The 24,583-nt window shown below is 68.0% G+C and carries 20 protein-coding genes and 5 tRNA genes; 21 read left to right on the forward strand and 4 right to left on the reverse strand.

Annotation, left to right across the window (positions count from 1 at the left end; genetic code table 11):
* Positions 1 to 90: 90 nt before the first annotated feature.
* The 12 genes from JNUCC0626_RS48760 (at position 91) to JNUCC0626_RS48815 (ending at position 10,792) form a co-directional block, all read left to right on the forward strand.
* The gene (locus tag JNUCC0626_RS48760; protein ID WP_030477975.1) at positions 91 to 516 is read left to right on the forward strand and encodes an SsgA family sporulation/cell division regulator; all 426 of its coding nucleotides are present in this window, start codon (positions 91 to 93) and stop codon (positions 514 to 516) included.
* A 107-nt stretch (positions 517 to 623) separates the two neighbouring features.
* Positions 624 to 696: transfer RNA gene (locus JNUCC0626_RS48765), tRNA-Gly, on the forward strand.
* 42 nt (positions 697 to 738) lie between these two features.
* Positions 739 to 810: transfer RNA gene (locus tag JNUCC0626_RS48770), tRNA-Cys, on the forward strand.
* A gap of 1 nt (position 811) precedes the next feature.
* A tRNA-Val gene (locus JNUCC0626_RS48775) sits at positions 812 to 883 on the forward strand.
* A 307-nt stretch (positions 884 to 1,190) separates the two neighbouring features.
* Positions 1,191 to 3,830 carry a phosphotransferase gene (locus JNUCC0626_RS48780; RefSeq protein ID WP_394617405.1) on the forward strand — a complete coding sequence of 880 codons (2,640 nt, stop codon included), beginning with the start codon at positions 1,191 to 1,193 and terminating at the stop codon, positions 3,828 to 3,830.
* Entirely contained in the window at positions 3,827 to 4,480 is a 654-nt protein-coding gene (locus JNUCC0626_RS48785; RefSeq protein ID WP_394617406.1) for a hypothetical protein, read from the forward strand. Before JNUCC0626_RS48780 ends, JNUCC0626_RS48785 begins: the two co-directional genes overlap by 4 nt.
* A gap of 91 nt (positions 4,481 to 4,571) precedes the next feature.
* Positions 4,572 to 4,644: transfer RNA gene (locus tag JNUCC0626_RS48790), tRNA-Gly, on the forward strand.
* A gap of 1 nt (position 4,645) precedes the next feature.
* Positions 4,646 to 4,717 (forward strand) — tRNA-Val (locus JNUCC0626_RS48795).
* 165 nt (positions 4,718 to 4,882) lie between these two features.
* Positions 4,883 to 5,473 carry a TIR domain-containing protein gene (locus JNUCC0626_RS48800; protein WP_394617407.1) on the forward strand — a complete coding sequence of 197 codons (591 nt, stop codon included), beginning with the start codon at positions 4,883 to 4,885 and terminating at the stop codon, positions 5,471 to 5,473.
* Positions 5,473 to 7,110 (forward strand): KGGVGR-motif variant AAA ATPase, encoded by a 1,638-nt coding sequence (locus JNUCC0626_RS48805; protein ID WP_394617408.1) that lies wholly within the window; start codon positions 5,473 to 5,475, stop codon positions 7,108 to 7,110. Before JNUCC0626_RS48800 ends, JNUCC0626_RS48805 begins: the two co-directional genes overlap by 1 nt.
* An 11-nt stretch (positions 7,111 to 7,121) precedes the next feature.
* Positions 7,122 to 7,727: a hypothetical protein gene (locus tag JNUCC0626_RS48810; RefSeq protein ID WP_394617409.1), complete on the forward strand. Its 606-nt coding sequence runs from the start codon at positions 7,122 to 7,124 to the stop codon at positions 7,725 to 7,727.
* Positions 7,724 to 10,792 carry a helicase HerA domain-containing protein gene (locus tag JNUCC0626_RS48815; RefSeq protein WP_394617410.1) on the forward strand — a complete coding sequence of 1,023 codons (3,069 nt, stop codon included), beginning with the start codon at positions 7,724 to 7,726 and terminating at the stop codon, positions 10,790 to 10,792. Before JNUCC0626_RS48810 ends, JNUCC0626_RS48815 begins: the two co-directional genes overlap by 4 nt.
* A gap of 48 nt (positions 10,793 to 10,840) precedes the next feature.
* Here the strand turns inward: JNUCC0626_RS48815 and JNUCC0626_RS48820 are convergent, their stop codons facing one another.
* Positions 10,841 to 11,449, reverse strand: coding sequence for a hypothetical protein (locus JNUCC0626_RS48820; protein ID WP_394617411.1), 609 nt, complete (start codon positions 11,447 to 11,449; stop codon positions 10,841 to 10,843).
* Positions 11,450 to 11,666: 217 nt separating this feature from the next.
* Here JNUCC0626_RS48820 and JNUCC0626_RS48825 point away from each other — a divergent pair, with 217 nt between their 5' ends.
* Both JNUCC0626_RS48825 and JNUCC0626_RS48830 read left to right on the forward strand, forming a co-directional pair.
* Positions 11,667 to 11,846, forward strand: coding sequence for a hypothetical protein (locus JNUCC0626_RS48825; protein WP_394617412.1), 180 nt, complete (start codon positions 11,667 to 11,669; stop codon positions 11,844 to 11,846).
* A gap of 103 nt (positions 11,847 to 11,949) precedes the next feature.
* The gene (locus JNUCC0626_RS48830; protein WP_394617413.1) at positions 11,950 to 13,143 is read left to right on the forward strand and encodes a helix-turn-helix domain-containing protein; all 1,194 of its coding nucleotides are present in this window, start codon (positions 11,950 to 11,952) and stop codon (positions 13,141 to 13,143) included.
* A gap of 4 nt (positions 13,144 to 13,147) precedes the next feature.
* Here JNUCC0626_RS48830 and JNUCC0626_RS48835 read toward each other — a convergent pair whose 3' ends face one another.
* Complete coding sequence (locus JNUCC0626_RS48835) at positions 13,148 to 16,027, reverse strand: AfsR/SARP family transcriptional regulator (protein WP_394617414.1); 2,880 nt, start codon at positions 16,025 to 16,027, stop codon at positions 13,148 to 13,150.
* Positions 16,028 to 16,159: 132 nt separating this feature from the next.
* Between JNUCC0626_RS48835 and JNUCC0626_RS48840 the strand changes: the two genes are divergently transcribed.
* On the forward strand, positions 16,160 to 16,732 hold the full coding sequence (locus tag JNUCC0626_RS48840) for a vWA domain-containing protein (protein ID WP_394617415.1): 573 nt from the start codon (positions 16,160 to 16,162) through the stop codon (positions 16,730 to 16,732).
* A 77-nt stretch (positions 16,733 to 16,809) separates the two neighbouring features.
* Entirely contained in the window at positions 16,810 to 17,739 is a 930-nt protein-coding gene (locus JNUCC0626_RS48845) for a hypothetical protein (RefSeq protein ID WP_394617416.1), read from the forward strand.
* Here JNUCC0626_RS48845 and JNUCC0626_RS48850 read toward each other — a convergent pair.
* Positions 17,734 to 18,135 (reverse strand): PPOX class F420-dependent oxidoreductase, encoded by a 402-nt coding sequence (locus JNUCC0626_RS48850; protein ID WP_394617417.1) that lies wholly within the window; start codon positions 18,133 to 18,135, stop codon positions 17,734 to 17,736. The two genes, JNUCC0626_RS48845 and JNUCC0626_RS48850, sit on opposite strands and share 6 nt — an antisense overlap.
* Positions 18,136 to 18,435: 300 nt before the next feature.
* Here JNUCC0626_RS48850 and JNUCC0626_RS48855 point away from each other — a divergent pair, with 300 nt between their 5' ends.
* From JNUCC0626_RS48855 to JNUCC0626_RS48875, 5 genes are read left to right on the forward strand one after another with little or no spacing between them, the layout of a single operon-like run.
* Entirely contained in the window at positions 18,436 to 19,557 is a 1,122-nt protein-coding gene (locus tag JNUCC0626_RS48855; RefSeq protein WP_394617418.1) for an ABC transporter substrate-binding protein, read from the forward strand.
* Positions 19,554 to 20,477 carry an ABC transporter permease gene (locus JNUCC0626_RS48860; RefSeq protein ID WP_394617419.1) on the forward strand — a complete coding sequence of 308 codons (924 nt, stop codon included), beginning with the start codon at positions 19,554 to 19,556 and terminating at the stop codon, positions 20,475 to 20,477. The genes JNUCC0626_RS48855 and JNUCC0626_RS48860 overlap by 4 nt, the downstream gene beginning before the upstream one ends.
* Positions 20,465 to 21,247 (forward strand): ABC transporter permease, encoded by a 783-nt coding sequence (locus tag JNUCC0626_RS48865; RefSeq protein WP_394617420.1) that lies wholly within the window; start codon positions 20,465 to 20,467, stop codon positions 21,245 to 21,247. The genes JNUCC0626_RS48860 and JNUCC0626_RS48865 overlap by 13 nt, the downstream gene beginning before the upstream one ends.
* Positions 21,248 to 21,249: 2 nt before the next feature.
* Complete coding sequence (locus JNUCC0626_RS48870; protein WP_394617421.1) at positions 21,250 to 22,281, forward strand: ABC transporter ATP-binding protein; 1,032 nt, start codon at positions 21,250 to 21,252, stop codon at positions 22,279 to 22,281.
* A 47-nt stretch (positions 22,282 to 22,328) separates the two neighbouring features.
* On the forward strand, positions 22,329 to 23,459 hold the full coding sequence (locus JNUCC0626_RS48875) for a low temperature requirement protein A (protein WP_394617422.1): 1,131 nt from the start codon (positions 22,329 to 22,331) through the stop codon (positions 23,457 to 23,459).
* Here JNUCC0626_RS48875 and JNUCC0626_RS48880 read toward each other — a convergent pair.
* Positions 23,441 to 24,562 (reverse strand): hypothetical protein, encoded by a 1,122-nt coding sequence (locus JNUCC0626_RS48880; RefSeq protein ID WP_394617423.1) that lies wholly within the window; start codon positions 24,560 to 24,562, stop codon positions 23,441 to 23,443. The two genes, JNUCC0626_RS48875 and JNUCC0626_RS48880, sit on opposite strands and share 19 nt — an antisense overlap.
* Positions 24,563 to 24,583: the final 21 nt, after the last annotated feature.

Genomic DNA, 24,583 nt, shown 5'->3' on the forward strand with positions numbered 1-24,583 from the left:
CCGTTTCGCGAGCGTTCCTCGCTGCAGGCACGTCACAACTGAGGTGCTCGGTCGTTTCATTGACCGGGAAGGGAGAAGAGGGTAACGACGATGCGCAACGATCACGTGACGCTCCGCTCGACAGCGGTCTTCGACCTGCTGGCGCCGAGGACCCCTGCGGTCCCGGTTCAGGTGGAGCTGCGATACGACACAAAGGACCCGTACGCGGTCGTCGCCGCGTTCCGCACCGGCCGCGCCGGTTGGGTCGAGTGGGTTTACGCCCGCGACTTGCTCGCCGACGGTCTCATCGCCGACGCCGGTGACGGTGACGTCCGGATCCGCCCCGCCGCCGACGACCCCGAGGTCGTCGTGATCGAGCTGAGCTCGCCGTCCGGGCATGCCATGTTCGAGGCGTCCGCCCAGGAGCTCGCTGACTTCCTCGACCGGACCTACGACGTAGTCGTGCCGGGCAACGAGCACCTGTGGGTCAACGTCGACGAGGCGCTCACGCACCTCATCTCGAACGACCTGAGCTGAATAAACCGAGGTAGGGGGCCCGCGAAGGCGAAGCGGGTACCCCCGGTGAAAACCGGTTGAACGCCTCGTATAAGGTTGTTTCAACATCACGAACTCAGTGATGTCAAGCGGATGTAGCGCAGTTGGTAGCGCATCACCTTGCCAAGGTGAGGGTCGCGAGTTCGAGTCTCGTCATCCGCTCTGTGGTTCCACGGCGTTCACGCGTCGTGGGGTCATGCTCCTGGCGGAGTGGCCGAGTGGCTTAGGCAAGGGCCTGCAAAGCCCTGTACACGGGTTCGATTCCCGTCTCCGCCTCGGACGATTAGCTCAGCGGGAGAGCACTACCTTGACACGGTAGGGGTCACAGGTTCAATCCCTGTATCGTCCACGCCTGATGAGGCGGGTTGGTCTGCGTAAGACGCAGACCAACCCGCCTCTTTGGCGTTTCTGGAGTGCCTGCTGGCAGGCTTATGGTGTTGAACCGCGGACATGGACAGTCAATATTCCATTTCCTCTGGAAAATGCGCCTATCGGGTGAATTCGCGCAGGGTCTGTCAACGCGAGGTGCCGGTGATCAGTTCTTGCTGTTGAGGTAACGGGTTTGCATCGACTCCTCGACGGATGAAACGAGGGTCTGCGACCAATCGACAAGAGGTTCGGATTGCGGCGGAAACAGTGTTGACCGAAGGGGCGCCATGTCTGAATCACCGGAAACCAATCCCGTTGCCGCCGACCTCGCACGCGTTCGTCTCATTGCGGAGGATCTCCGAAACCAGCTGAACGCTGAAGGAAAGTCGGACTCCCGCTGGGAGAAGTATTTCCAGGCTCTCGATCGCGCTGATACCCAGGTAGCCGAGACCGGGTTGCTCAGACAGACCTACCTGTTGGCCAACTCGGCGTCGAACCTCGCGAACTGGTTCCAGCAGTACCTCGACGCTGCGGTCGTGATCGAAATGCTGAAGTTGGCCATACGCTGGTACGAAGTGACGAACAACGGTCAGTTCGATGCGTCGATCACTCAGTGCCGGCAGCTCCTGGCCAGGCTCGAGGGCGCCACGCGGGGCCACGACGCGGGCGTCGCCCCGCAGATCACGCAGACTGCGGTTCAGCTGGCGTTGGCCGGTGAGCTTTCGCCGGGATGGTCGCTCCCCGCAGACTGGGAGGATGCGGCGGCCGAATGGCGTCGTGGGGGAGACGGGAAAACGCTCGCCGATCTGGTGGACGCCTTCGCGGAGTTCGCCGACGAGGTGGTCTTCCGTCTTCTTCCTCAGGCTAGGGAGTGGTTGGTCAGCGAGCTCGGCAAACATCTCGACAGCATCGTCGCAGATCTCCGGGAGTTCGTCGTTCCGCTGGACGGGAACGCTGTCCACTATCGAGCGAGGACTGCTCGAAAACTGGCCTTCAGCCTGAATCTGACCTCGGACGACGTGAACACGTACCGGATGCGTTGGCTCGTCGCCGGACTGTGGAACTTCGCTTTGATGAGGGAGTCCGAATGGCAGTCCAATCGCCCGCAGATCGTGGTCGACCTCCTGGGCTACACCCAGTCGTTCCAGATCTACTACAGGTACCGCGACGATCGTCGTGAACATCTGCTCTGGATGACCAGGCTGCTCCTTCGCTCCGCGTTGGACCCGGATGTGGTGCCGCGCCCTCTGTTCGACAAGACGGGGTCTCTCGTCAGCTGGATTCGCCACTCGACAGGTACGTACCTCCTGCTGAGCGGGCCAAGTCCGACGCAACCTTCGCTGAGCGCGTACGACCCGCGCGTGGGTTCCGAACGAGACCAATGGGCCGACGAGCTCCTGCAGGAGTGGGAAGGAGACGGTGAGCGTGACGTCAGGGTGAGCGTCGCGCTGAGCCTGCTGTCGCTCTCGGACTGGTCTTTGTCCAGACTTGAGCACCTGCTGCAGATCCTGTTCAGCCGAAGCAAGGACACGATCGCGCGGATCGAACTCTGGCTCACGACCGCAAAACAGCTGATCGATGCCACTCGCACGATTCGCATCGGCGTGAGCCCATGGTCGCCAGGACGTGGCGTCGACGGAGCGACGATCTCCTACAAGCAGGACACCGGCGCGGTCGTCCTCCCGGACATCACGTTGCGTGCGGTTGCATCCGAGCTGTCCACCAGATCGAGCCAGTTGCTCGCCCAGGGAGCGATCTTCGAGGGGCGACGGGTGCCCACGTTCCTCTGCTTCGACAACTTCGGACCCGTCGGCATCCTCAAGATCGACCGCACGGACCGCGTGGATCGCGAGAAGAAGAACTTCGACAGCTATGCCAAGCGGCTGCACCCGCGCTACCGACCCAGCGAGTGTGTGATCGGCACCTCCAGCATCTCCGACAGCGCGGGGGACAGGTTCCGCGCGGTGCTGACGTCCTATGTGTTCAGCGAAGAGGACGACGACCCGACGACGCTCACCGACTGGCTCGTCAAGGCTGACGCCGAGCAGATCGGCTTGTTGATCGACAGGCTGTTCCTGCAGTCGTTGCGGCCCTGGCTCAGTCACGTCGAGCGGCTTGTCGGCGACCTGAGGGACGAGTACCCGCTGCTGAGGCCGTCGATCAACAACGCGCCGCACGCTCCTGAGCGCAACACCGCAGTCGAGCTCCAGCAGTTCACGAGTTCGCAGACCGCTGAGCTGTTCGGACAGGCGCTGGACCACACCAGGAAGGACTTCGGTTCCTTCCTGACGATGTCGTTCGTCGAAGAGATCGCCGACGGAGACATGACGCGGGTACCAGAGGTCAATCCGCTCTGGCTCGCCGCAGAGGTGGGCGAGTGTCACGACGATCTGCAGGAGGACGTGCGCGTCGCGGAGTTGGTTCACGAGCTGAGCTCGCACGACTACCTCACCTGCATCTCCCATGGCGACCTGCACGGGGACAACGTGCTGATCGCGGGAAACGCCCGGCAGCAGCCCAACATCAGTCTCATCGACTTCGAGACCACGCACGAAGGGCACATCTGCAAGGACTTCGCGCGCCTCGAGTCCGCGTTGATCACTCGCACGATCGAGTGGACTCCGAGCGAGGCCGGTGAACTCGTGGACTGGTTCGTCCAGTCGATGAAGGGCGAGTTGCTGACCGGGGAATCACCCGACTCGGTTGGATCAGGTGAACTGGCAAGAATCCTTGGCGCGGTTGCGCGCCTTCGCAAGACCCTGGCCGGATGTGGGCAGGGGCACTGGCCGATCAACACCAGGGAGTACCAATGGGCAATCCTGGCATCTCTGCTGCCGTTCGCCCGTTACTCGGACACGGCTCCGCGCAACAGAGTGCTGGCCTTCGTTCTGGCCGGCCACGTCGCAACCGCGTTGTACGGGTCATGAGGCCTGCCGCCAAGACCGAGCCAGACGTGCCCGTGCAGGTCGCGCTAGCGGAGTACCAGCATCTGAGGGAGCTTCGGCGGCAGATCATCGACCGCAGCAACTCCAGGTTCAACTTCTTCCTCATCGTCGTGTCCGCCGCGGCGACGTCAGTCACCGCGATGCTGGCGACGAACACCAGCGGCAGCAGTCGCCTGCTCCCTGCCCTGTTGCTGTCGTGCGGGGTGTTCCTCCTGGGCGTCATGATGTTCACCCGGCTGGTGAAGTTTCGTGCCGTCCAGGACGAGTACACGACTGCCCTCAACACGATCAGGTCGTTCCTCGTCCAGTTGTGCCCGGAAGTCGGGAAGTACTTCTTCCTGCCGACTGTGGAGGAGCAGGTCGCCGCGGGTAAGAGGACGAAGCAGGATCCACGTGCGTTCGGCAGCTACGGCCTTGCGGAGTCGGTCGCCCTCGTCAACGGCATCGTCGGTGGCTTCACCGCAGGGCTTGCGCTGGTGAACGTGCGGAGTGCGCCGGCGTGGCTGCTCGTCATCGTTGGTGCGGCCATGTCGGTGATCTCGATCCTCGTGCAGCTGAGGCACGTGCGGTCGACGAGGGTGCGGTCGAAGGTGAGGCTGGACGCGCGCCTGAAGGAGAAGGGTTTCGTGTGACGGCGGTGCTCCCCCGTAGGTCAGCCGATTTGGAACTTCGGGGGAGCGTCGGATAAAGTTCACCTCGCACCACGGGAAACCGGGGAGCAACGCGGATGTAGCGCAGTTGGTAGCGCATCACCTTGCCAAGGTGAGGGTCGCGAGTTCGAGTCTCGTCATCCGCTCGGACGATTAGCTCAGCGGGAGAGCACTACCTTGACACGGTAGGGGTCACAGGTTCAATCCCTGTATCGTCCACTCAGGACAAGAAGCCCTCGATCATCATGATCGAGGGCTTCTTGGCGTTTGGGGCACGGGCGGTGGGTGGCGCCCACTTATTGTCCAATTTTTGGTCCGAAGCCCCGAAAATGCCCACTTTTTTGTCTTTTATCGGCAGGGCTGTCGCATCTAACGTGGTGCGCTGTGTCCTACAAGTACGATTTCTTCATCAGCTACAGCCGCAAAGGCACTGTGCAGAAATGGCTGTTGACGCACTTCTACAAGAAGCTCGTCGAGTACCTCGCTGACGAGTGCGCGCCGGCGCCGCGGGTCTACATGGACCGCACCATGCCGCGGGCCGTGGAGTGGGCGCACAACCTGGAGAACTCGCTGCGGTACAGCAAGATCATGATCCAACTGCTGACGCCGCCGTACTTCGAGTCCGACTGGTGCATGGCGGAGCTGGAGAGCATGCACCAGCGCGAGGCGATGCTCGGGCTGGCCGGCTCGGACATCTCGCAGGGGTTGATCTACCCCATCCTCTACTCGGATTCCGACAACTTCCCGGACATCGGGCGAATGCGTTCGTGGCAGGACTTCAAGGAATACGCGTACGCGGAGGCCGTTTATCAGGACTCCGTCGAATATCTCGGGTTCTGTCGTCAGGTGAGGGTGCTGGCCCGGGATCTGGTGCAGCTGGTGCAGCAGGTGCCGCCGTGGAGTCCTGACTGGCCGATCGTCGACCGGCCCAATCCCGTGATCATCCCGCCGCCCCCGTTACCGAGGTTCGAGTGATGACCGGATCCGTGATCACGTTCTACTCCTACAAAGGTGGCGTCGGACGCAGTTTCACGCTGGCCAACACGGCGGTGCTGCTCGCGCGCTGGGGATATCGCGTGCTCGTCGTGGACTGGGATCTCGAGGCGCCCGGTCTGCACCTCTACTTCGGACCGCACCTGGTCAAATCGCCGCGCAGCGGTGTCGTGGACATCGCGCAGGAATTCCTCAACGGGGTGCGGACGCCCAGTTCGCACGAGGTCAGGGTCCAGGTCGACGGGGTGCTGGACCTCATCGCGGCCGGCGGCGTGGACGAACGCGGCCTCGACGACTCCTACGCCCGCCGGATGCAGGCGCTCGACTGGGAGGAGCTGTACCGCCGGGGGTTCGCGGCCCACCTGGAGGAGTACCGCGACGAGTGGACCGCCAAGTACGACTTCGTCCTGATCGACAGCCGCACCGGCGTCTCGGACATCGCGAGCATCTGCACGGCCCAGCTGCCCGACCGGCTCGTCGTCGTGTTCACCGCGAACGACCAGAACCTCAACGACGTCGTCGGCGTCGCACGCCTCGCCGACAAGGCCAGGGACCGGCTGCCCTACGACCGGCCGCGGCACCAGGTGATGCCGGTGCTGTCCCGGCTCGACAACCGCATGGAGTACGAGCGGGCCGAGACGTGGCAGAAGAAGTGCGCCGAGGTCGTCTCGCCGCTGTACCGCAACTGGCTGGTCAAGTCGGTGACGCCGGAGCAGATGCTGCGGCACGTCACGGTCCCCTACATCTCCTACTGGAGCTTCGGCGAGCTGCTGCCGGTGCTGGAGGAGCAGCAGCCGTCGTCGGACCAGATCTCGTACGCGCTGGAGACGGTCGCCGCCGTGATCGCGCAGCAGTTCGACCGGACCGACCTGCTCGCCGACAACCGCGACGCCTACGTGACGGCCGCCCGGTCGCAGCGCCGCAAGTTCGACCTGGAACTCCTCGTGTCGAGCCCTCGGACGTTGGGGAGCACCGGCACCGAGCTGATCACCGAACTGCGGCTGCTCGGCGTCACCGCGGAACGGTCGTTCTCGGGCGACCCCCAGATCCTCGACCAGGCGGAGGACGTTGCCGAGCACCTGTGCCTGGTGGTGGCCGGGGAACTGAGCCGCTGGCAGCTGACCGAGGCGGAACGGTTCGTGCGCCGCACGCTCGGCCCGGACGGCGCCCAGCGGCAGATTTTCTGCCTGCTCACCCGCGGCACGGACCGCGACCGCCTGCCCGGTTTCCTGCGCAGCCTCCAGCACCTGGAGTTCGATCCGGCCATCAGGCCCGTGCGGGTGGCACGGGCGTTGCACGACCTCATCAAGTCCACGCCGACGGCCGAGACCGAACCCGATCACCAGGCGTTGCTGACCGCGAAGGCCGCGCTGCGGGAACTGCCCGAGCAACTGCCGTACGCCGGGCGGTTCGCGTTGGTCGAGGAGACGGTCCGGGGGATGGCCGGGGCGCTGGACGACGGCGACATGGAGATGCTGCGGGACCGGTCCGCCGACCTGTTGCTGCTCAGCAAACCCCATCGCAACGGGACGGGCGCCGAGGTGCCCGCCCGGTTGCGCGGCGAGGCGAGCGCGTTGCTCGCCCGCATCGAGCGACGAATCACCGCGTTCACCGACTGAAGGGCGGCGTGATGCCGGAGACGTACGCACCCAGCGCCAGAGCGGCACTGGTCCAGCTGATGCTGGAGGATCGGGTGATCCCCAACGTCGAGCTGCTGAAGCAGTACAAGATCGAGCTCGGCCGCGACGACCGGGACGTCCTCAACGACGACGGTCTCATCGAGACGGTCAAGGAGGGCCGCAGGCTCGTTCACCGCATCACCGACAAGGGCATCGCCTGGTGCGTCAACGACCTGATCGAGGGGGAGTCACCGGTGCGGATGGGGCCGCTGGCGAGGGTGCACACCGTGGTGCTCAGCCGGTTGGCGCGGTTCCTGCGCGACCGGGGGACCCTCACCGAGGCCGTGCGGACCCGGCAGGACCTGGAGGACGTGATCCGGCAGGTCTACCTGGAGCTGGGGGACGGCTACCAGGACTGGGTGCGGCTCGCGAAGCTCCGGCCCCGGCTCGACGCCGAACGCGACGAGGTCGACGAGACGCTGCTGAAGATGGTCAAGGGCGGTGACACGCACCTGGTCGCCAGCGCGAACCGCAAGGTGCTGACCGAGGAGGACCACGCGGCGGCGATCCGGATCGGTGACGAGGACAAGCACCTCCTGGCGATCGAGGAGTCATGACCGAACACCTGCGCGAGGCGCTGGCGGTCGTGCGCTTCAACTCCGCCGAGACACCCGACGACGTCTGGCAGGCATCGCCGTTCCACGTCGAGGGCCTGCACACCAGGGCGGAGCACCGCCTCCGGGCGGGCATCTCGGACGCCAGGGACAGCACGGGGCCGAGCGTCGGTGGCCTGGTGCTGCAGGGGGAGAAGGGCGTCGGGAAGACGCACCTGCTGGGGTCGGTCCGCCGCATGGTCCAGGAGCAGGGAGGCTACTTCTTCCTGGTCGAGGTGACGTCGGGAAAGGCGTTCTGGGACGACGTCGCGGACGCGTTGCGCGGGGAGCTCCGCCGAGCGAACGACGAGGGCCAGCTGCAGCTCACGGTGTTGTTGAGGCAGCTGTGCCTGGGCGCCGATGTGCCCGGTGAGGTGGCGCGGGCGGTCACCGGGGAGGCCGCGCTGACACCGGAACACCTGCGGGCCTTTCTGCACGGGCTGCGCAATGTGGACAGCAGGATCGCCGTCGAGTGCGGCGACACGATCCGCGCGTTGGTGCTGTACGCCTCTGAACACTTCGATGTCGGCCGGTCGTTCTTGAAGGGCGTGGACGACGCGAGCGAGGAACGCCGCCGCTGGGGACTTCCCACCGAGGCAAGCCAGTCCCGGGCGCTGGTACGGGACGTCTCGCGGGTGCTCGCGATGACCGGCCCTTGCGTCATCGCGGTCGACCAGCTGGACACGTTGGTGAACAAGGGACGTGACTCCGTCGGTGAGGCGGTGACGAACCCCGAGCTGGTGCAGGAGATCGGTGACATCGCTGACGGCCTGATGCAGCTCCGCGAGACCACGCGGCGCACCATCACGGTGGTCGCGTGCCTGCCGGACACGTGGTCGCTGCTCAAGTCGATCGTGAGCAGCACGGTCGAGGACCGCTTCACCAAGACGCCGATCCTCGCGTCGATCGCGGATCCGGTCGTCGGCAGGCGGCTGGTCGAGAAGTGGCTCGGCGTGATCTACCAGCGAAACGGGATCGTGCCACCGCACCCGACGTGGCCGGTGGCGCCCAGCGCGTTCCTACCGGAGAACTGGGCCGGGCGTACGCCGCGTCAGCTCTTGCGGCGGGTGCATCAGCACGCTGAGGCCTGTTTGTACGGGGAGATCCGGGAGCTCGGGTCGTTCGACGAGGCGCAGCAGGCCGAGGTGGTGGTGTCGGCGCCGGTCGGGCCCGAGCCGGACTACCTGGCCGAGTTCGACGCGCGGTTCGAGCGGCTCAAGCGGGAGACCGGGATCAGTGCGGGGGACATCAGGCCGCACAACGAGGACGAGGTCGTGCCGGCGTTGTTGCTGGCCGGGTTGAAGTCGTGGATCACCGAGGTGGGCAACGACGAGTTGCGGTGGCATCCGGAACCCCATTCGGACGACATGGGGTTGCACGCCGGGCTGCGGCTCACGGTGAACGAGGAGCTGGACACGCAGGAGCGGTGGGGGTTGCGGTTCATCGCCAGCAGCCACGGGAACCGGGTGCTGCGGAAGGTGCGGGACGCGCGGGCCGCGGCCGAGGGGTCGCACGGGGCGAAGGGGCGGCATCTCGTCATCATTCGCAACGGGGCCAAGGGGTGGACCGGGGCGGTGACGCGGCGGCTGGTCGGCGAGTTGGAGGAGGCCGGCGGGCGGTGCGTCGACATCACGGACGACGACCTGCGGACGTTCAGCGCGCTCAAGGAGATCTGCGCGGTGCACACGCATCAGTTGCTGGCGTGGTTGGTGGCGCGGAAACCGGCCAGCAGCACCACGTTCCTGCGGACGGTGCTGCCCGGCCAGGAACGGCCGGCGGCGGGGCACCAGGAGACTCGGCCTCCGCCGCGGGCCGACGGGGCGATCGTGCTCGGGGTGGACGGGGAGGTCCGGATCGAGCTGGAGTCGTTGCGCAAGCACGTGATCGTGTTCGCGGGGTCGGGGAGCGGGAAGACGGTGTTGCTGCGGCGCATCGTCGAAGAGTGTGCGTTGCAGGGGGTTTCGGCGATCGTGCTGGATCCCAACAACGACCTGGCGCGGCTCGGGGACGCCTGGCCTCAGGCGCCGGGGGAGTGGCGGGACGGGGACGCGGCGCTGGCCGCGGAGTACCTCGCCGGCACCGAGGTCGTGGTGTGGACGCCCGGGCGGGTCGGTGGGCGGCCGTTGAGCTTTCATCCCCTGCCGGACTTTGCGCTGGTGCGAGGGGATGAGGACGAGTTCGGGGCCGCGGTCGAGGCTGCGGTGGCTCGGTTGGTGCCGCACGCCCGGATCGGCAGTGGGACGAAGTTCGCCGTGCGCGGGCGGGCGGTGCTGAAGGAGGCGTTGCGGTACTACGCGCGCAAGGATCGGCGGGATCTGAACGGGTTCGTGGATCTGCTGGCCGAGCTGCCGGAGGGTGTCAGCAAGTTGCACTCGGCGGCGGCCACGGCGGCTGATCTCGCGGAGACGTTGCGGGCCGCCACGGTCAACGATCCTCTGCTCGCGGGCGAGGGGGAACCGACTGATCCCGGTGAGTTGTTCGAGCCCGGGCCGGGGAAGAGGGCGCGGGTGTCGGTGATCAGCTTCGTCGGGTTGCCGTCCGATGAGCAGCGGCAGGGGTTCATCAGTCAGTTGCAGCTCGAGGTGTTCGCCTGGTTCAAGAGGAATCCGGCGGGCGATCGGCCCCTGGGCGGGCTGATGGTGATGGACGAGGCGCAGACGATCGCGCCTTCCGGGCAGGCCACCGCCAGCACGCAGACGACGATTCTGCTGGCCTCGCAGGCTCGCAAGTACGGGCTGGGGCTGGTGCTGGCCACCCAGGCGCCCAAGGGGGTGCACAACCAGGTCACGGGGAACGCGACCACGCAGTTCTTCGGGCGGTTGAACAGTCCGGCGCAGATCGCTGCGGCTACCGAGATGGCTCGGGCGAAGGGGAGTTCTGTCGCGGACATCTCGCGGTTGGAGCGCGGGCAGTTCTACGTCACGGGGGACGGGTTCGGGTTCCGGCGGATGCTGGCGCCCTTGTGCCTCAGTCACCACCCGCCCAGTCCGTTGCGGCTGGAGGAAGTGGTCGAGCGGGCCAGGAAGTGAGCAAGGGCGGTGTCCCCCGAACGGAAGGGGGACACCGCCCTTTGTGCGTCAGAGCGACGAGAGCATGGACTCGATTCGGTGCCACAGGGCGGGGAGTTGGACGTCGCCCAGGACCACGAAGTTCACCGGGGTGTCCTCGCGGACCTCCACCGCGTAGACGGTGTTGTCCGCGCGGTCGACGCTCACGGCGATGGTGCTGCCGTTCAGGTGCACGGTGCCGGCCAGGCCGCGTCGGGCCAGTGCGGGTGGTGCGGCGGCGAACTGCTCTGCCAGCTGACGCAGTGAGGTGCCCTCGGTGTCCGTGGGGTCCTCGGTGCCGGCGGAGCCGACGGAGACGCGGTCGCGGCCCTCGGTTTCGGCGGCCTCGACGCGGGACACCAGGATGTCGACCAGGTGCTCGTCGGCGCGCAGGTAGGCCACGTCCGGGTTGTCCGGCTCGGCGCCGGTCAGGACGGGCAGGACGTGCCCGTCGCCGTTGCGCACTTCGTCCACTGTGGACACGAACGGGACGATGAAGCGCACCTGGGCCGGGGGTGGGTCGTTGCCCTCCAGCACGGTCAGGCCTCGTTCGCGGCACGCTCGTGCCACCTCGGTGGCCACGGTGCGCTGGTCCTCGGCGAACGACACGGCGATGTCGTAGGTCGCGGATTCGATCACTCCACCCTCCTCGCGGATTGCCGGCCGGCGGCCGGGTGCGCGCAGCTTCCGGTACTGGTGTCGACCAGAAGTGGATGAGGAGTGGACGTGTTGACCACTTCGGTGGGCAACGGGAAACACCTGGTTCAGGGCTTTTCGAAGACGAATGCTCGAAGGGTGCTCGCAGTTGGCGAGCGAAATCCGGAAATCAATTCCGAACACCTTCGGGAGATTCGCCATGTCCAAAATCGTGTCCACTTTCGTCGCCGGTGGCGCCACGCTGCTGACCGCGCTGGCCGTCGCCGCCTCCCTTTCCGGTGGTGTCGCGGCCAACGCGGACGACACCCCGCCGCCGCCTCCCACCACCACAACCACCACGGAGAACACGGACGGCCACGGCAACCCGTGGTTCGGCTGAGCTGACGCGAATGCGCCCCGGTCATTTCTTGGAAAAGGCCGGGGCGATTGCGGTCGTGCGCATCTGATGATGTACTCGGTGGGCGTCGGAGCGGGAGGCGATCGTGTCCGGGAGTTTTGGTGAGTTGCTGCGCGCGCACCGCGTCGCGGCGGGAATGTCGATGGGTCAGCTGGCGAAGCTGATCCATTACAGCAAGGGTTATCTCAGCAAGATCGAGAACGATCTCAAACCGCCCACGCCGACGGTGGCGCGGCTGTGCGACGGAGTGCTCGACGTCGGTGGCCTGCTGGTCGAGGCCGCCACTCGGGGGCCGTCCCCGCGGGACGTCCGGGGGCTGGGCCGGCGCCAGGTGCTGGTGGCCGGAACGATGCTCGGCGTCGGCGCGTTCACCGGCGGCGCGCGCACGGTGCCGGACGAGCAGGTGATCACCGGGATGCGCACGTCGTTCGAACAGTTGCGCGGCATCGGGTTGCGCGCCGGCCCGCACGTGGTGCTCGAACCGTTGCACGCGCTGCAGAAGACGGTGCACGGCTTGGCGCGGGAGAACTCCGGGCCCGTGGGCGACCGGCTCCTGCGACTCGCCGCGCGCATCGCCGAGTACACCGGCTGGATGTGCCAGGAGGCGGGCGACGACCAGGGCGCGCTGTGGTGGACCCGGCACGCGTCCGAACTCTCCCGGGCAGCAGGGGATCCGGACATCGCGACCTACGCGTTCGTCCGGGAGGCGGGCCTCGCGCTCTACCGGCAGGACTCGGCCGCCACGATCAGCCTCGCCCAGCAGGCGCAGTGGATCGGACGGGCCGGATCGCGTGTGCTCGCCCTGGCCGCGCAGCGGGAGGCGCAGGGCCACGCGCTCGCGGGCGACCGCACCGCCGCGGAACGCGCGTTCGACCGCGCCGCGAGCCTGATGGAGTCCTCTTCGGACGGTCCGTACCCGGTGCTGGGATCGACCGCGCCCGACCCGCTGGAACTCGCCAGGGGGTGGGCGCTGTCCGACCTCGGGCTGAACGCCGAAGCCTCGAACCTGCTGGACCGTCAGCTCGCCCTGGTGCCGGCCACGTCCCGGCGCACCCTCGCCCGGTTCCGCGTGCGGCAGTCACTCGCCCTCGCGTTGGCCGGAGAGACCGACGAGAGCTGCCGCACGCTCGCTGCGACCCTGGACGACGTGGCCAGCGTCGACTCCGCGACGGTGCGGACCGACCTGCGGCAGCTCGCCAGGACCCTGGGCCGGTGGCACAACCACGCTGCCGTGCAGGAGATCTACCCGGAACTGAAGCGACACCTCAGTCTCCGCTGATCGGTCACCGCTGACCGCACCCGCACGTCAGCGCCAGCCGCTCCTGCCGCACCTCCTCGGCCTCGGGCTGGTCCAGCTCGCGGAACACCGCCTCGGCCGCGTCCCAATGGGGCGCGGCCTGCGCGTGCTCTCCCATGGCGTGCAACGTTCGTGCGGCACCGATCTCGGCGTCGGACTCGTGCGTGCGGTCGCCGGTTTTCGTGGCCAGATCCAGCAACGACCGGTAGAGCCGCAGTGCCACGACGAGGTTGCCGCGGTCTCTCTCCGTGGCGGCCCGGTCGCGCAGAAGACCTCCCCGCAGGATCATGTCGTTGAGTCCTGCGGCGGCCTGGTCCGCCAGGTCGTGGTGGTGCATCGCCTCGGGGAACCGGCCGGCGAGCCGGTGGGCGTCCGCGATGTTGGTCAACGCGTAGGCGGCCACGCAGTCGTCGTCGATCTCGACCGCGATCTCGTGCGCCTCCAGGTGGTGGGGGATGGCCTCGTCGAACTTCCCGAGGTGTTGCAGGTTCGCGCCGAGGTTGTTCAGCGTGTGGGCGAGTCCCTGGTGGTGCCCGACCTGCCGCAGGAATCCCGCCGCGGCCTCCTGCTGCCGCACCGCGACCTCGTACCTGCCGTGCAGTTCGTTGAGGTAGCCGAGCGAGCTCAACGCGTGCGCCTGGCCGCGCAGGTCCCCGCACTGCTCGTACTTCTCCCTTGCCGCCTCGAACACCTCCAGGGCGTCGTCGTGCGCACCGAGCTGCATCGTCGGCAGACCGACCGCGACCAGTGCCGCGGCTTCACCGGGCACGTCACCGAGGCGCGTCCAGCTCGCCAGCGCCTGTTCGGCGAGCTCGCGGGCCACGGCGTGCCGTCCGCGCCGGCAGTGGGCGAACGAGAGGCGGTACGTCACGTGGGCGCGGCCGTGGTCGTCCTTCGGCTGCACCGGACCGACGGCCTCGATCCAGTCGTCGAGCCTGTTGGCGGTGTTGAAGTACCGCCAGATCAACGAGGCGAGCAGCCACCCGCGATCGGAGTCCCCCTGGCTGATGGCCGCCATCAGGTTGTCGCGTTCGGCGGTGATCCACGCCAGCGCCTCGTCCTCACGCGTGAACCGCAGCGCCTGCGAACTCGTGGCCTCGACGTCGGGCAGCGCGGCGCGGTCGAACGGGTACGCGACGCGCACGGCGTCCGCCAGCGTCACGAGGTAGAAGTCCAGCAGCCGCTCCAACGCACCCGCGGCCGGGGGTTCGAGCGAGGCGAACTCCTTGATGGAGTCCAACATCTGGTAACGCTCCGGCGCGACCTCTTCGAGCAGGCAGACCTCGTGCAGGTCGTGCAACAACCTGCGGGTGACAGCGATGTCGCGGCCGATGAGAGCAGCGGCGCCGACGAGGTCGACGTCGGGGCCCGGCAGGTGCCCGAACAGGCGGAACACCTGCTGCTGGTCGGCGTCGAGCTGCCGGTAGGAGACGTGGATCGCGGCACCGTTGCCCTGCCACGACCCGGTGTCGTCGAGCTGGCCGAGCAGGTAGTCGAGCGACCACCTGTCGTGCTTGCGCAGCATGGCCGCCGCGACCGTGATCGACACCGGCAGGTAGCCGCACCGCGCGACGAGCCCCGCCACGTCCGCTGACCTCGCCCGCACCCGCGACGACGGGCCGACGAGTCGCTGGAACAACGCGGAGGCGTCGTCCGCGGGCAACGGCGCCAGCCGCACGTGCTCGGAGATGTCCGGCTCACCCATTCGGCGGCTCGTGACGATCGCGAAGCAGTCCGGGTTCTCCGGCAGCAACGGCCGGATCTGCTCCGGTGACAGCGCGTTGTCCAGCACCACCAGCGTTTTCGTGCCGTAGAGGTGGGTCTGGTAGACGGTTGCCTTGCGGCCCACCGTGTCCGGGATCTGCTCCGCGGGCACGCCGAGTTCGGTCAGCAGCTGGGTCAGCGCCTCCGAGACCGACAACGGCGCCACGCCGGGCGTGAAACCGTTCAGCCGCACCAGGAGCTGCCCGTCCGGGAACCGGTGGCGCAGCTGGTGCGCCGACTCCACGGCCAGGCCCGTCTTGCCGACCCCGGGCGGCCCGCTGATCCACACGGCGCGCCGTTCGTCCGATCCCGCCGCGGTCGCCGCGATCGTGGCCAGCTCCTCGGTGCGGCCGGTGAACCCGCCCGGACGGGACGGCAGTGAGCTGCCCGGTTCGCCTCGCCGGGCGCGTTCCGCGAGGTTGCGCAGCACGGTTCCGGGCTCGAGCCCCAGCCCGGCGAGCGCGGCGGAGGCGACGTCGAACGCCCTGATCGCGCCCACCCGGTCGTTGCCCGCGATCAACGCTCGCATCAGCAGTTCCGCGTACTTCTGGTGCTCCGGGACCGTGCGCACGGCGCGGCGCATGCGGTCGCGGGCCGAGCGGTGGTCACCGGAGAGCAGTTCCAGTTCGGCGAGGTCGCCGAGCGCGTCGAAGTAGGGCTCGTCCGGCACGATGACGTCGGCGCCGCCGACCCTGTCGATGTCGATGTCCGCGAGGAAGTCGCCGCGCCACAACGCCACCGCGTCGCGCAGCAGGTCGATGGCGAGGCGCTGGTCGTTGTCCTGCTGGGCTTGGGCCGCCGCGGCGCGCAGGCGTTCGAAGCGCAGGACGTCGACCGCGTCCTCGTCGACGCGCAGCACGTACCCGGTGGGGGTCCGGTCGATCTCCGCGTCGGTCCCGTCGAACGCCTTGCGCAGCTTGTTGATGTACCCGCGCACCAGCGTCCGGCGTTCCGGCTGGTCGGGCCAGACGACCTCGGTGATGCGTTCGGGTGACACGGGTCTGTTCGCGTTGAACAGGAGTACGACGAGGATGAAGCGTTGTTGCTGGTCCCCCAACGGTATGGCGGTGTGGTCCTGCCACGCCTCCAGTGGTCCCAGCATCCGAAATTCCACGCCGCCTCCCGATCTGAAGCTTCCGTCTCGGTGGGAATGTCGCGCAATGTCCCGTTGGCGTGTCACCGAATCAGCTTTTTGTCCACGTTTGATCAACGCGATTCCGTAACGGTGCACGTCATGGAACCCGATGTGTTGCCGTGCTACCTGGTGTGCGACGTGTCGTTCTCGATGAGCGGCCACCTCGACGAGGTCAACGCGGGAATGCGCGAGTTCCGCGGCGTGGTGCACGCGAACCGGCGGGCTGCCGCGCAGATCAGGCTGTGCGTGGTGGTGTTCGCGGACAGCCCGCTCGTGGTGCGTCCGCTGCTGCCCGCAATCGATCCGACGGAGAATATTCGAATGCGCCAGGAATCCGGTTCCGACTTCGGTTCCGCCTTCACGTTGCTGCGCACCGTCATCGAGAGCGATGTGCGCGCGCTCAAATCCGAACGCGTGCGGGTGCGTCGCCCGATGCTGTTCTTCGTGTCCGACGGCAGGCCGACCGATCCGGCGTGGCCCGCCGCGCTGGCGCGGCTGACGGCGACCGCGGCGTGCCCGGAGATGATCGCGTTCGGGCTCGGCGCCGCCGACCAGCCCACCCTCGGCCGCATCGGCACGTCGCGGGTCTTCCTCGGCAGCGACGGCGTGCGGCTGGGCACCGCGCTGGCCTCTTCGGTCGCGCGGACGGTGCTGCGACCGGAGCACGTGTGACCGATCCACGGCGTGTCCACTTCTCGTCCACACGCCCGCCGCACCCTTCCAGCGCCGCACGGGAGAGGAGACCGGAGATGCTGGTGAACCTGGTCAGAGAGCTGAAGACGCTGCGCAAGGGACGGGGTGTGCACGCGGGCCGGATCGTGGACCGCATCGGCCCGTCGCTGGCCGCCGCCTGCGGGATCACGAGCGCGGACGGGTCGGTCGCGGCGAAGCAGAAGCTCGTCACCCGGCTCACCGAACTCGTCGAACAGCTGCCGGAGGACCTGCAGTTCGCGGCGCGGGCCGCGTTCGGCCTGATCCCCGACGTTCGCCAGCCGCTCTACCAGGAACGCGTCACGTGGGTGGCGGCGCGGATCGACCGCGACTCCCGCACCGTGCGGCGACGCGTGGACGAGGCCGTCGACCAGCTCGCGGAACTCGCGGCCACGACGACCCCGCGCACCGACGGCAGCTGGCACACCGCGGAGCTGAGCGTCGCCGTCGTGCTCGACCAGGGGCAGCCCGAGGTGATCGAGCGCTACCAGGTCGTCGTGGACCAGGACGGCGTCGAGACGCTGGACTTCGCCTCGGTCTTCCCGGTGCGCCGCCGCGACGTCGACGTGCACCTGCTCTACGGCGGCACGCTGCGGGACCGCTCCGACGCCGACCGGCCGGGCTTCACGCTGGTGCCGGCCGAACCGCTCGCGCGGGGCGTCACGCACGACTTCGCGTTGCGGTACCGACTGTCGCACCGCGACGCGATGCACCCGTGCGTGCTGCACGTGCCCGAACGGCCGTGCGAGCTCTTCGACCTGCGCGTGCGCTTCGAGCACGACCGCAAGCGCTTGGTGCGGGCGTTCGACGGGGTGCTGCGGTCCGAAGTGGAGCCGACCGGGGCGCAGCGGACCGTGGACCGGGCGGGGGAGATCCACCTGCGGTTCCGGCGGCTGCTGCCCGGGCTCGTGTACGGGGCGCGGTGGGGTGCGGCGACGCCGGTGTGCTCGACGCGCCGGGCGTCATGAACGGCGCGGCTCGTACCAGCTCTCGCCGGGCGGGTCGCCCGCCATGTTCCACGCCCAGGCTCGGGTCGGCGTGATGCGGCTGTACAGGCCGGGGCCCATCATGCCGATCCGTTCGGCCGGGTCTTCCGCGGTGCCGTAGACGCGGAGGGCGCGGGCGACGAACGGGGTCATCGACACCAGGTCGTCGATGACCAGGGAGACCTGGCGGCGGCCGGCGGTGATGTTGCGGAACTTGCGGGTGCGCAGGACCTGCTCGCCGACGCCGCCGACCCAGAAGTGGGTGCCGTCGTACTCGAAGGCCAGCGGGACGACGTCGGGCCAGCCGTCCTCGTTGATGGTGGCGAGCCGGGCGAGGGGTTGTTCGCGCAGGTAGGCGATCTCTTGTTCGGTGAACATGTCGCCTATACGAACGGGAGCGGGCGTTTTCGACAACTGGTGCGGACGCCAGTTGAGACGCGACTTCGGTCCGCAGCCGTCCCGTCGCGATGTGCGTTCGTCCACAAGCGACGGCCCCTGACCACTGCTTCGCGTTGTGACGTTTCCCGGTACCGGGATCTCGGCACAACACCTGAGCGAGGCTCGGAAAGCATTCAGTCGCAACCCGTAGGGCGCCAAGAATTCACGGTTGGAGTCGAGAAGGTCTCAACCGGCGCGGCTGGCTTGACAACGAAAGCATCCCGAGCCAATCCTCCGCTCGTGCTGAAGCGAGGGAACGTCACCACGAAGATGATTGGTGTCGGCGCGTTGGTGCTGGCGATGGCCGCTTGTGGCGCCCCGCCCGCCAAGGAGACGCCGGCCGGTGCCGCCGGGACCGCCAAGTCGGCGAGTGAGCTCGGTGGCATGGACAAGCTCGTCGAGGAGGCCAAGAAGGAGGGCAAGCTCAACGTCATCGCGCTGCCCCCGGACTGGGCCAACTACGGCGAGATCATCAAGGCTTTCGAGGCGAAGTACGGCATCAAGGTCGACTCGGCCCAGCCGGACGCCTCCAGCCAGGAGGAGATCAACGCCGCCAAGCAGCTCAAGGGCAACGACCGCGCGCCCGACGTGTTCGACCTCGGTCTGAACGTCGCGCTCGCCAACAAGGACCTGTTCGCCCCCTACAAGGTCAGCACGTGGGACGACATCGCCGCGGAACTCAAGGACGCGGACGGCGCCTACTACGGTGACTACGGCGGCTTCATGTCGATCGGCTACGACGCCGCCAAGGTGCCGGCGCCGACGAGCGTGAAGGACCTGCTCAAGCCCGAGTACAAGGGCAAGGTCGCGCTCAACGGCGACCCGACGCAGGCCGGTGCCGCGTTCTCCGGCGTCATGATGGCGGCCCTGGGCAACGGCGGTTCCGCCGACGACATCGCGCCCGGTGTCGAGTTCTTCAAGCAGCTCAAGGCCGCCGGCAACTTCCAGCCGGTCGACCCGTCGCCCGCGACGATCGAGTCGGGCCAGACGCCCGTCGTCATCGACTGGGACTACACCAACGCCGCCCAGACCGAGAAGCTCAAGGGCAAGCTCGACTGGAAGGTCGTCGTCCCGGCCGACGCGCAGATCGGTGCCTACTACAACCAGGCCATCAGCAAGGACGCGCCGCACCCCGCGGCCGCGCGCCTGTGGCAGGAGTTCCTCTACTCCGACGAGGGCCAGAACCTCTACCTGAAGGGCATGTCCCGCCCGGTGCGCCTGGACAAGATGGGTGACAAGGCGGACAAGGCCGCGAAGGACAAGCTGCCCAAGACCGAGGGCAAGCAGGTCTTCCAGACGCAGGCCCAGGCCGACAAGGCCAAGGCCGTCCTGACCGCGACGTGGGCTCAGGCCATCGGATGACCGCGGTCGCTCCAGTAGCGACGACGCCCGGCGGCTCCACTCCTTCTGCCAAGAAGGGTGGGGCCGCCGGTCGGCCATCTGCGGCGGCCTGGCTCGTCGCGGTGCCGTTCCTCGCGTTCGTCGGCATCTTCCTCGTCTACCCCACGGTGCTCGTGCTCGTCGGTGCCTTCCAGGACTCCGCGGGCGCGTTCACGTTCGAGAACCTCTCCGCGTTGTTCACGGGCGTCGTGTTCGACGCTTTCGTGCGCAGCATCGAACTCTCCGCGCTCACCGCGGTCATCGGCGCGATCTTCGGAGCGCTGCTCACGTGGGCGATCGCGGTCGGCAACCCGGACGGGATGCTGCGCCGGATCGTCGTCGCGGGTAGCGGTGTGCTCGCCCAGTTCGGTGGCGTGCCGCTGGCGTTCGCGTTCCTCGCGACGGTCGGCTTCGAGGGTCTGGTCACGAAGTTCCTGCGTGACAACGTTGGCATCGACCTGTTCGCGGGCAGCGCGTGGCTGTTCGACCTGCCGGGCCTGACGCTCGTCTACACGTTCTTCCAGATCCCGTTGATGGTCATCGTGTTCCTGCCCGCTCTCGACGGCCTGCGCCCGCAGTGGCGTGAGGCCAACGCGTCGCTGGGTGGCACGAGCTGGACGTACTGGCGCCACGTCGGTGGCCCGATCCTCACGCCGCCGTTCCTCGGCGCGCTCTTGTTGTTGTTCGCCAACGCCTTCAGTGCGTACGCCACGGCCGCGGCCCTCGTCTCGCAGGGCAGCCCGATCGTGCCGTTGCAGATCCGCGGGTTCCTCACCGGCGAGGTCGTGCTGGGCCAGGAGAACCTCGGCAAGGCGCTCGGCCTCGGCATGGTGATCGTCGTGAGCATCGCGATGGGCGTGAACGTGCTGCTGCAGAAGAGGGTGGCCAAGTGGGTTCGCTAGTGAAGCAGCGCGTCCTGCGCACGATCATCCTGCTGGTCCTCGGCGTCTACTTCGTCCTGCCGCTGGTCGCGATGGCCGAGTTCTCCACGCGCGGGCTCAACGGTTCGCGCAGCCTGGACTCGTGGACGTCCATCGTCGACGACGACGGGCTGATGGAAGCGCTCGTCAACTCGTTGTTGTTGTCGGTGACCTCGGCCGTGCTGATGCTGCTGCTGTTGGTGCCGACCATGGCGTGGATCCGGTTGCGGCTCCCGCAGTTGCAACGGTTCGTGGAGTTCCTCTGCCTGCTGCCGCTGGCGATTCCCGCGATCGTGCTCGTCGTCGGCATGGCGCCGTTGTACGCGTGGGTGAACTACTTCTTCGGCAACTCGGCGCTGACGTTGACGTTCGCGTACACGATCCTCGTGCTGCCGTTCGCGTACCGCGCGATCGACGCCGGGCTCTCCGCGATCGACCTGAAGACGTTGTCCGAGGCCGCGCGCAGCCTGGGCGCGTCGTGGATCGCGGTGATGTGGAAGATCGTCGTGCCGAACATCCGGGTGGCGTTGATCGGAGCCTCGTTGCTCTCGGTCGCCCTGGTGCTCGGTGAGTTCACGATCGCCTCGCTGCTCAACTTCGACACGTTGCAGGTGCAGGTGAACCTGCTCGGCAAGCGAAACGCGGGTGTGTCCATCGCGGTGTCGCTGCTGTGCCTGCTGTTCGCGTTCGTCCTTCTGTTCGCACTTTCCTACGTCGGCCAGCGTCGCCGTCAGACCGTGGTCGAGGAGTGAAGATGGGTCACCTGGAGCTCAAGGGGCTGCGCAAGACGTTCGGTGGCAACACCGCGCTGGACGGTCTTGACCTGGAACTGGCCGAGGGCGAACTCGTGTCGCTGCTCGGCCCGTCCGGCTGCGGCAAGACGACGGCGCTGCGGATCGTGGCGGGCTTCGAGACGTCCGACTCGGGCACGGTCACGGTGGGCGGCAAGGACATCACCCGCGTTCCCGCCAACAAGCGGGACATGGGCATGGTGTTCCAGGCGTACAGCCTGTTCCCGAACATGACCGCGGCGCAGAACGTCGCGTTCGGACTGAAGATGCGCAAGGCGGACGGCAAGAAGGCGGGCGAACTGCTGGAGCTGGTCGGCCTCTCGCACCTGGGCGGCCGGTACCCGCACCAGATGTCGGGTGGTCAGCAGCAACGCGTCGCGCTGGCCCGGGCGTTGGCGATCCAGCCGCGCGTGCTGCTGCTGGACGAGCCGCTGTCCGCGCTGGACGCCAAGGTGCGGGTGAACCTGCGCGACGAGATCCGCCGCATCCAGACCGAACTCGGCATGACGACCCTGTTCGTCACGCACGACCAGGAGGAGGCGCTCGCCGTCTCCGATCGCGTCGGCGTGATGTCGCACGGACGGCTGGAGCAGCTCGACACCCCGTCCGTCGTCTACCGCGAACCGAAGACGGCGTTCGTGGCGCAGTTCGTCGGCGTCACCAACTCGGTCGAGGCGAAGGCGGAAGGGCAGACCGTCGTGGTCAACGGGGTCACCGTGGCCGCGACGCACGACCAGCCGTCCGGCAGTGACGTCAGGCTGATCGTCCGTCCGGAGGACATCGGCGTCTCCGCGCACGACGGCGACGCCGGTGGCAAGATCGTGGGCGACGTGCTGACCCAGTCGTTCCTCGGGCCGGTCACGCGGATCTCGGTGAGGGTGGGTGAGCAGGTGCTGCGGATCGACCAGCCCTCCAACACCGCCTCCGCGTACCAGCCGGGCACGCAGGTCGCACTGGACCTCAGCGAGTCACGGATCATGGTGGTGCCTGGTTGAGCCGTGGTCTGGGTGGCAGTGGTGCTTGACCGTTCGGAGGACGACAGATGATCAGGAAGCTCCTCGCGCGCGACACGGCGGAGGCCCATCGGGTCGCGACGCCGTTGGAGCTGTTGTTCGACCTGAGCTTCGTGGTGGCGGTCGCCCAGGCCGCCGCCTCGTTGCACCACGCCGTCTCCGAGAACCACGTCGGGGCCGGCGTGCTGGCGTTCTGCATGGCGTTCTTCGCGCTCTGGTTGCCGTGGCTGAACTTCACGTGGTTCGCCAGCGCGTTCGACAACGACGACACGCTGTACCGCGTCATCACGATGGTGCAGATCGCCGGTGTGCTCGTGGTGGCGGCGGGGATTCCCGCCGTCTTCGAGCACCAGGACTACCGGATCGTGGTCGGCGGGTACGTCGTCATCCGGCTCGGCATGGTGGCGCACTGGCTGCGGGCGTCGATCGACAACCCGGACCACCGGGCGTGCACTCGCCGGTACGCCGGTGGCATCGCGTTCATGCAGGTCCTGTGGATCTTGTGGGTGCTGGTGGCGCCGCCGGGGCTCCAGGTGCCGTTGTGGGTCCTGTTCATGATCGGTGAGCTGCTGGTGCCGGCGTGGGCGGAGCGGGCGTCGGCCACGACCTGGCACCCGCACCACATCGCGGAACGGCACGGGCTGTTCACGCTGATCGTGCTCGGCGAGTCGATCCTCGCGGCGACCCTGGCGTTCCAGAAGGGCTTCGACAGCGGCGAGAACCTCATCTCACTCGCCGCCGCGTCGCTGATCATCGTGTTCTCGGTGTGGTGGATCTACTTCGAGGCGCCGACGCACCTGCACAACCTCAAGAAGGCGTTCCTCTGGGGGTACGCGCACCTGTTCATCCTCGGCTCGATCGCGGCGCTGGGGGCGGGGCTCGCGGCGTCCGTGGACTACGACTTGCACATCTCGCACGCGCCCGGGACGACGGTGGCGGCGTTCACGACCGTGCCGCTGGCGGTGTTCCTCGTGTTCGTCTGGTACGTGCAGGACTGTCCCGGGCAGGACGGGATCCGCAAGTTCCTGCTGCCGGTCGGGGCCGCGCTGGTGCTGGCGGCGACGTTCGGCCCGGCGCCCATCCACGTGACCGCCGGGATCGTGTTGCTGCTGGTGGTGGCGACCCGGTTGACGCTCGGGAGTCAGCGCGTCGAGGTGTAGTCGCGCAGGGCCGCGGGTGAGGTGGGCAGGCCGTGCCTGTCCATCAGGTTCGTGAAGCTCGCGAAGGTCCGCCCCTCGATGAGCCACGTGCCGGGGGAGCCGGCGAGCGCGTCCAGGAGCCGGCGTTGGCGTTCGCTCGGGCCGTCGGGGAACGCCAGGCGGAGCGCTTCGCCCACCACGTGCAGGGCGCTGTAGCCCGAGATGGTGGGGATGCGGGCCAGGATCTTGTCGAACGTCCGGTCCGCGTCCCGTTCCCCTGCCAGCCGCAGCGACCTGGCCGCGCAGGTGGCCAGGTCGCCGTCGAGGAACGGGACCCTGTCGCTCTTGGGCAGTGCGGTGGCGGCGATCAGGTCGTCGACGGAGGCCAGCGCGATCGCGGCGCCCCAGCGGGCGATCGGGCGCGGGTCGTCGAGGGTGACGGCGGGGCGGCCGCCGAGCAGGCCCATCGCGACCGAGGCGGTGGCGGCCACGACGCCCTCCTCGTCGCCGCCGGTCACCTTCGCCAGCGCGGGCAGGCTTTCGGCCGCGTCCTCGGGGAACCAGGCCAGGGTGTACGCGGCCATGCAGGCCACGGGCGGTTCCCAGGTCAGCAGGTCGCGGAACAGCGGGACGCCGGCCCGGACGGCGTCGTAGACCCGCACCCAGATGTGCGCGTACAGCCTGTTCTGGTCTTCCTCGTCCAGGTCCTCGACGTAGGCGAGGTCCGCCTCGTCCTCGTCGTAGTCCTCGTCGCCGGGGTGGGGTGCGGCGGCCAGCAGGGCGTCGCCTCCGACGGCCTGGGCGCGGTGCCGCGCGACGGGAATCCCCGCGGGCAGCCACATCGAGTCGTGCCCGGTGACGATGCCGCTCAGCAGGTCCAGCAACTGCGGCTGCTCGTCGCACACGGGATCGGTCAGCGCCTGCAGCACGAACGGGACCGCGGCGGCGGTGGCCTCGTAGATGGTGCCCTGGTGGTAGAGGTTGGCGTACATGCCGGACAGGGCTTTCCGCCGCACGGCCTCGTCGGGCGACACGAGGTCGCGGAGTTGGGCGGGCACGTCGTCGGCGGGTCCGTAGGCGTGCGAGAGTCGCGCCCAGTCCACCTGATCGAGTCCGGTCAGCACGGACCCATCCTGTCAGGCCGG

This window comes from Lentzea sp. JNUCC 0626 (assembly GCF_043632865.1).
GTDB lineage: Bacteria > Actinomycetota > Actinomycetes > Mycobacteriales > Pseudonocardiaceae > Lentzea.

Excerpts from the sequence above, each read along its gene's own strand:
- JNUCC0626_RS48760 (WP_030477975.1), top strand. The coding sequence starts at position 91 with ATGCGCAACGATCACGTGACGCTCCGCTCGACAGCGGTCTTCGACCTG.
- JNUCC0626_RS48780 (WP_394617405.1), top strand. The coding sequence starts at position 1,191 with ATGTCTGAATCACCGGAAACCAATCCCGTTGCCGCCGACCTCGCACGC.
- JNUCC0626_RS48785 (WP_394617406.1), top strand. The coding sequence starts at position 3,827 with ATGAGGCCTGCCGCCAAGACCGAGCCAGACGTGCCCGTGCAGGTCGCG.
- JNUCC0626_RS48805 (WP_394617408.1), top strand. The coding sequence starts at position 5,473 with ATGACCGGATCCGTGATCACGTTCTACTCCTACAAAGGTGGCGTCGGA.
- JNUCC0626_RS48810 (WP_394617409.1), top strand. The coding sequence starts at position 7,122 with ATGCCGGAGACGTACGCACCCAGCGCCAGAGCGGCACTGGTCCAGCTG.
- JNUCC0626_RS48815 (WP_394617410.1), top strand. The coding sequence starts at position 7,724 with ATGACCGAACACCTGCGCGAGGCGCTGGCGGTCGTGCGCTTCAACTCC.
- JNUCC0626_RS48825 (WP_394617412.1), top strand. The coding sequence starts at position 11,667 with ATGTCCAAAATCGTGTCCACTTTCGTCGCCGGTGGCGCCACGCTGCTG.
- JNUCC0626_RS48835 (WP_394617414.1), bottom strand. The coding sequence starts at position 16,027 with ATGCTGGGACCACTGGAGGCGTGGCAGGACCACACCGCCATACCGTTG.
- JNUCC0626_RS48840 (WP_394617415.1), top strand. The coding sequence starts at position 16,160 with ATGGAACCCGATGTGTTGCCGTGCTACCTGGTGTGCGACGTGTCGTTC.
- JNUCC0626_RS48845 (WP_394617416.1), top strand. The coding sequence starts at position 16,810 with ATGCTGGTGAACCTGGTCAGAGAGCTGAAGACGCTGCGCAAGGGACGG.
- JNUCC0626_RS48850 (WP_394617417.1), bottom strand. The coding sequence starts at position 18,135 with ATGTTCACCGAACAAGAGATCGCCTACCTGCGCGAACAACCCCTCGCC.
- JNUCC0626_RS48860 (WP_394617419.1), top strand. The coding sequence starts at position 19,554 with ATGACCGCGGTCGCTCCAGTAGCGACGACGCCCGGCGGCTCCACTCCT.
- JNUCC0626_RS48870 (WP_394617421.1), top strand. The coding sequence starts at position 21,250 with ATGGGTCACCTGGAGCTCAAGGGGCTGCGCAAGACGTTCGGTGGCAAC.
- JNUCC0626_RS48875 (WP_394617422.1), top strand. The coding sequence starts at position 22,329 with ATGATCAGGAAGCTCCTCGCGCGCGACACGGCGGAGGCCCATCGGGTC.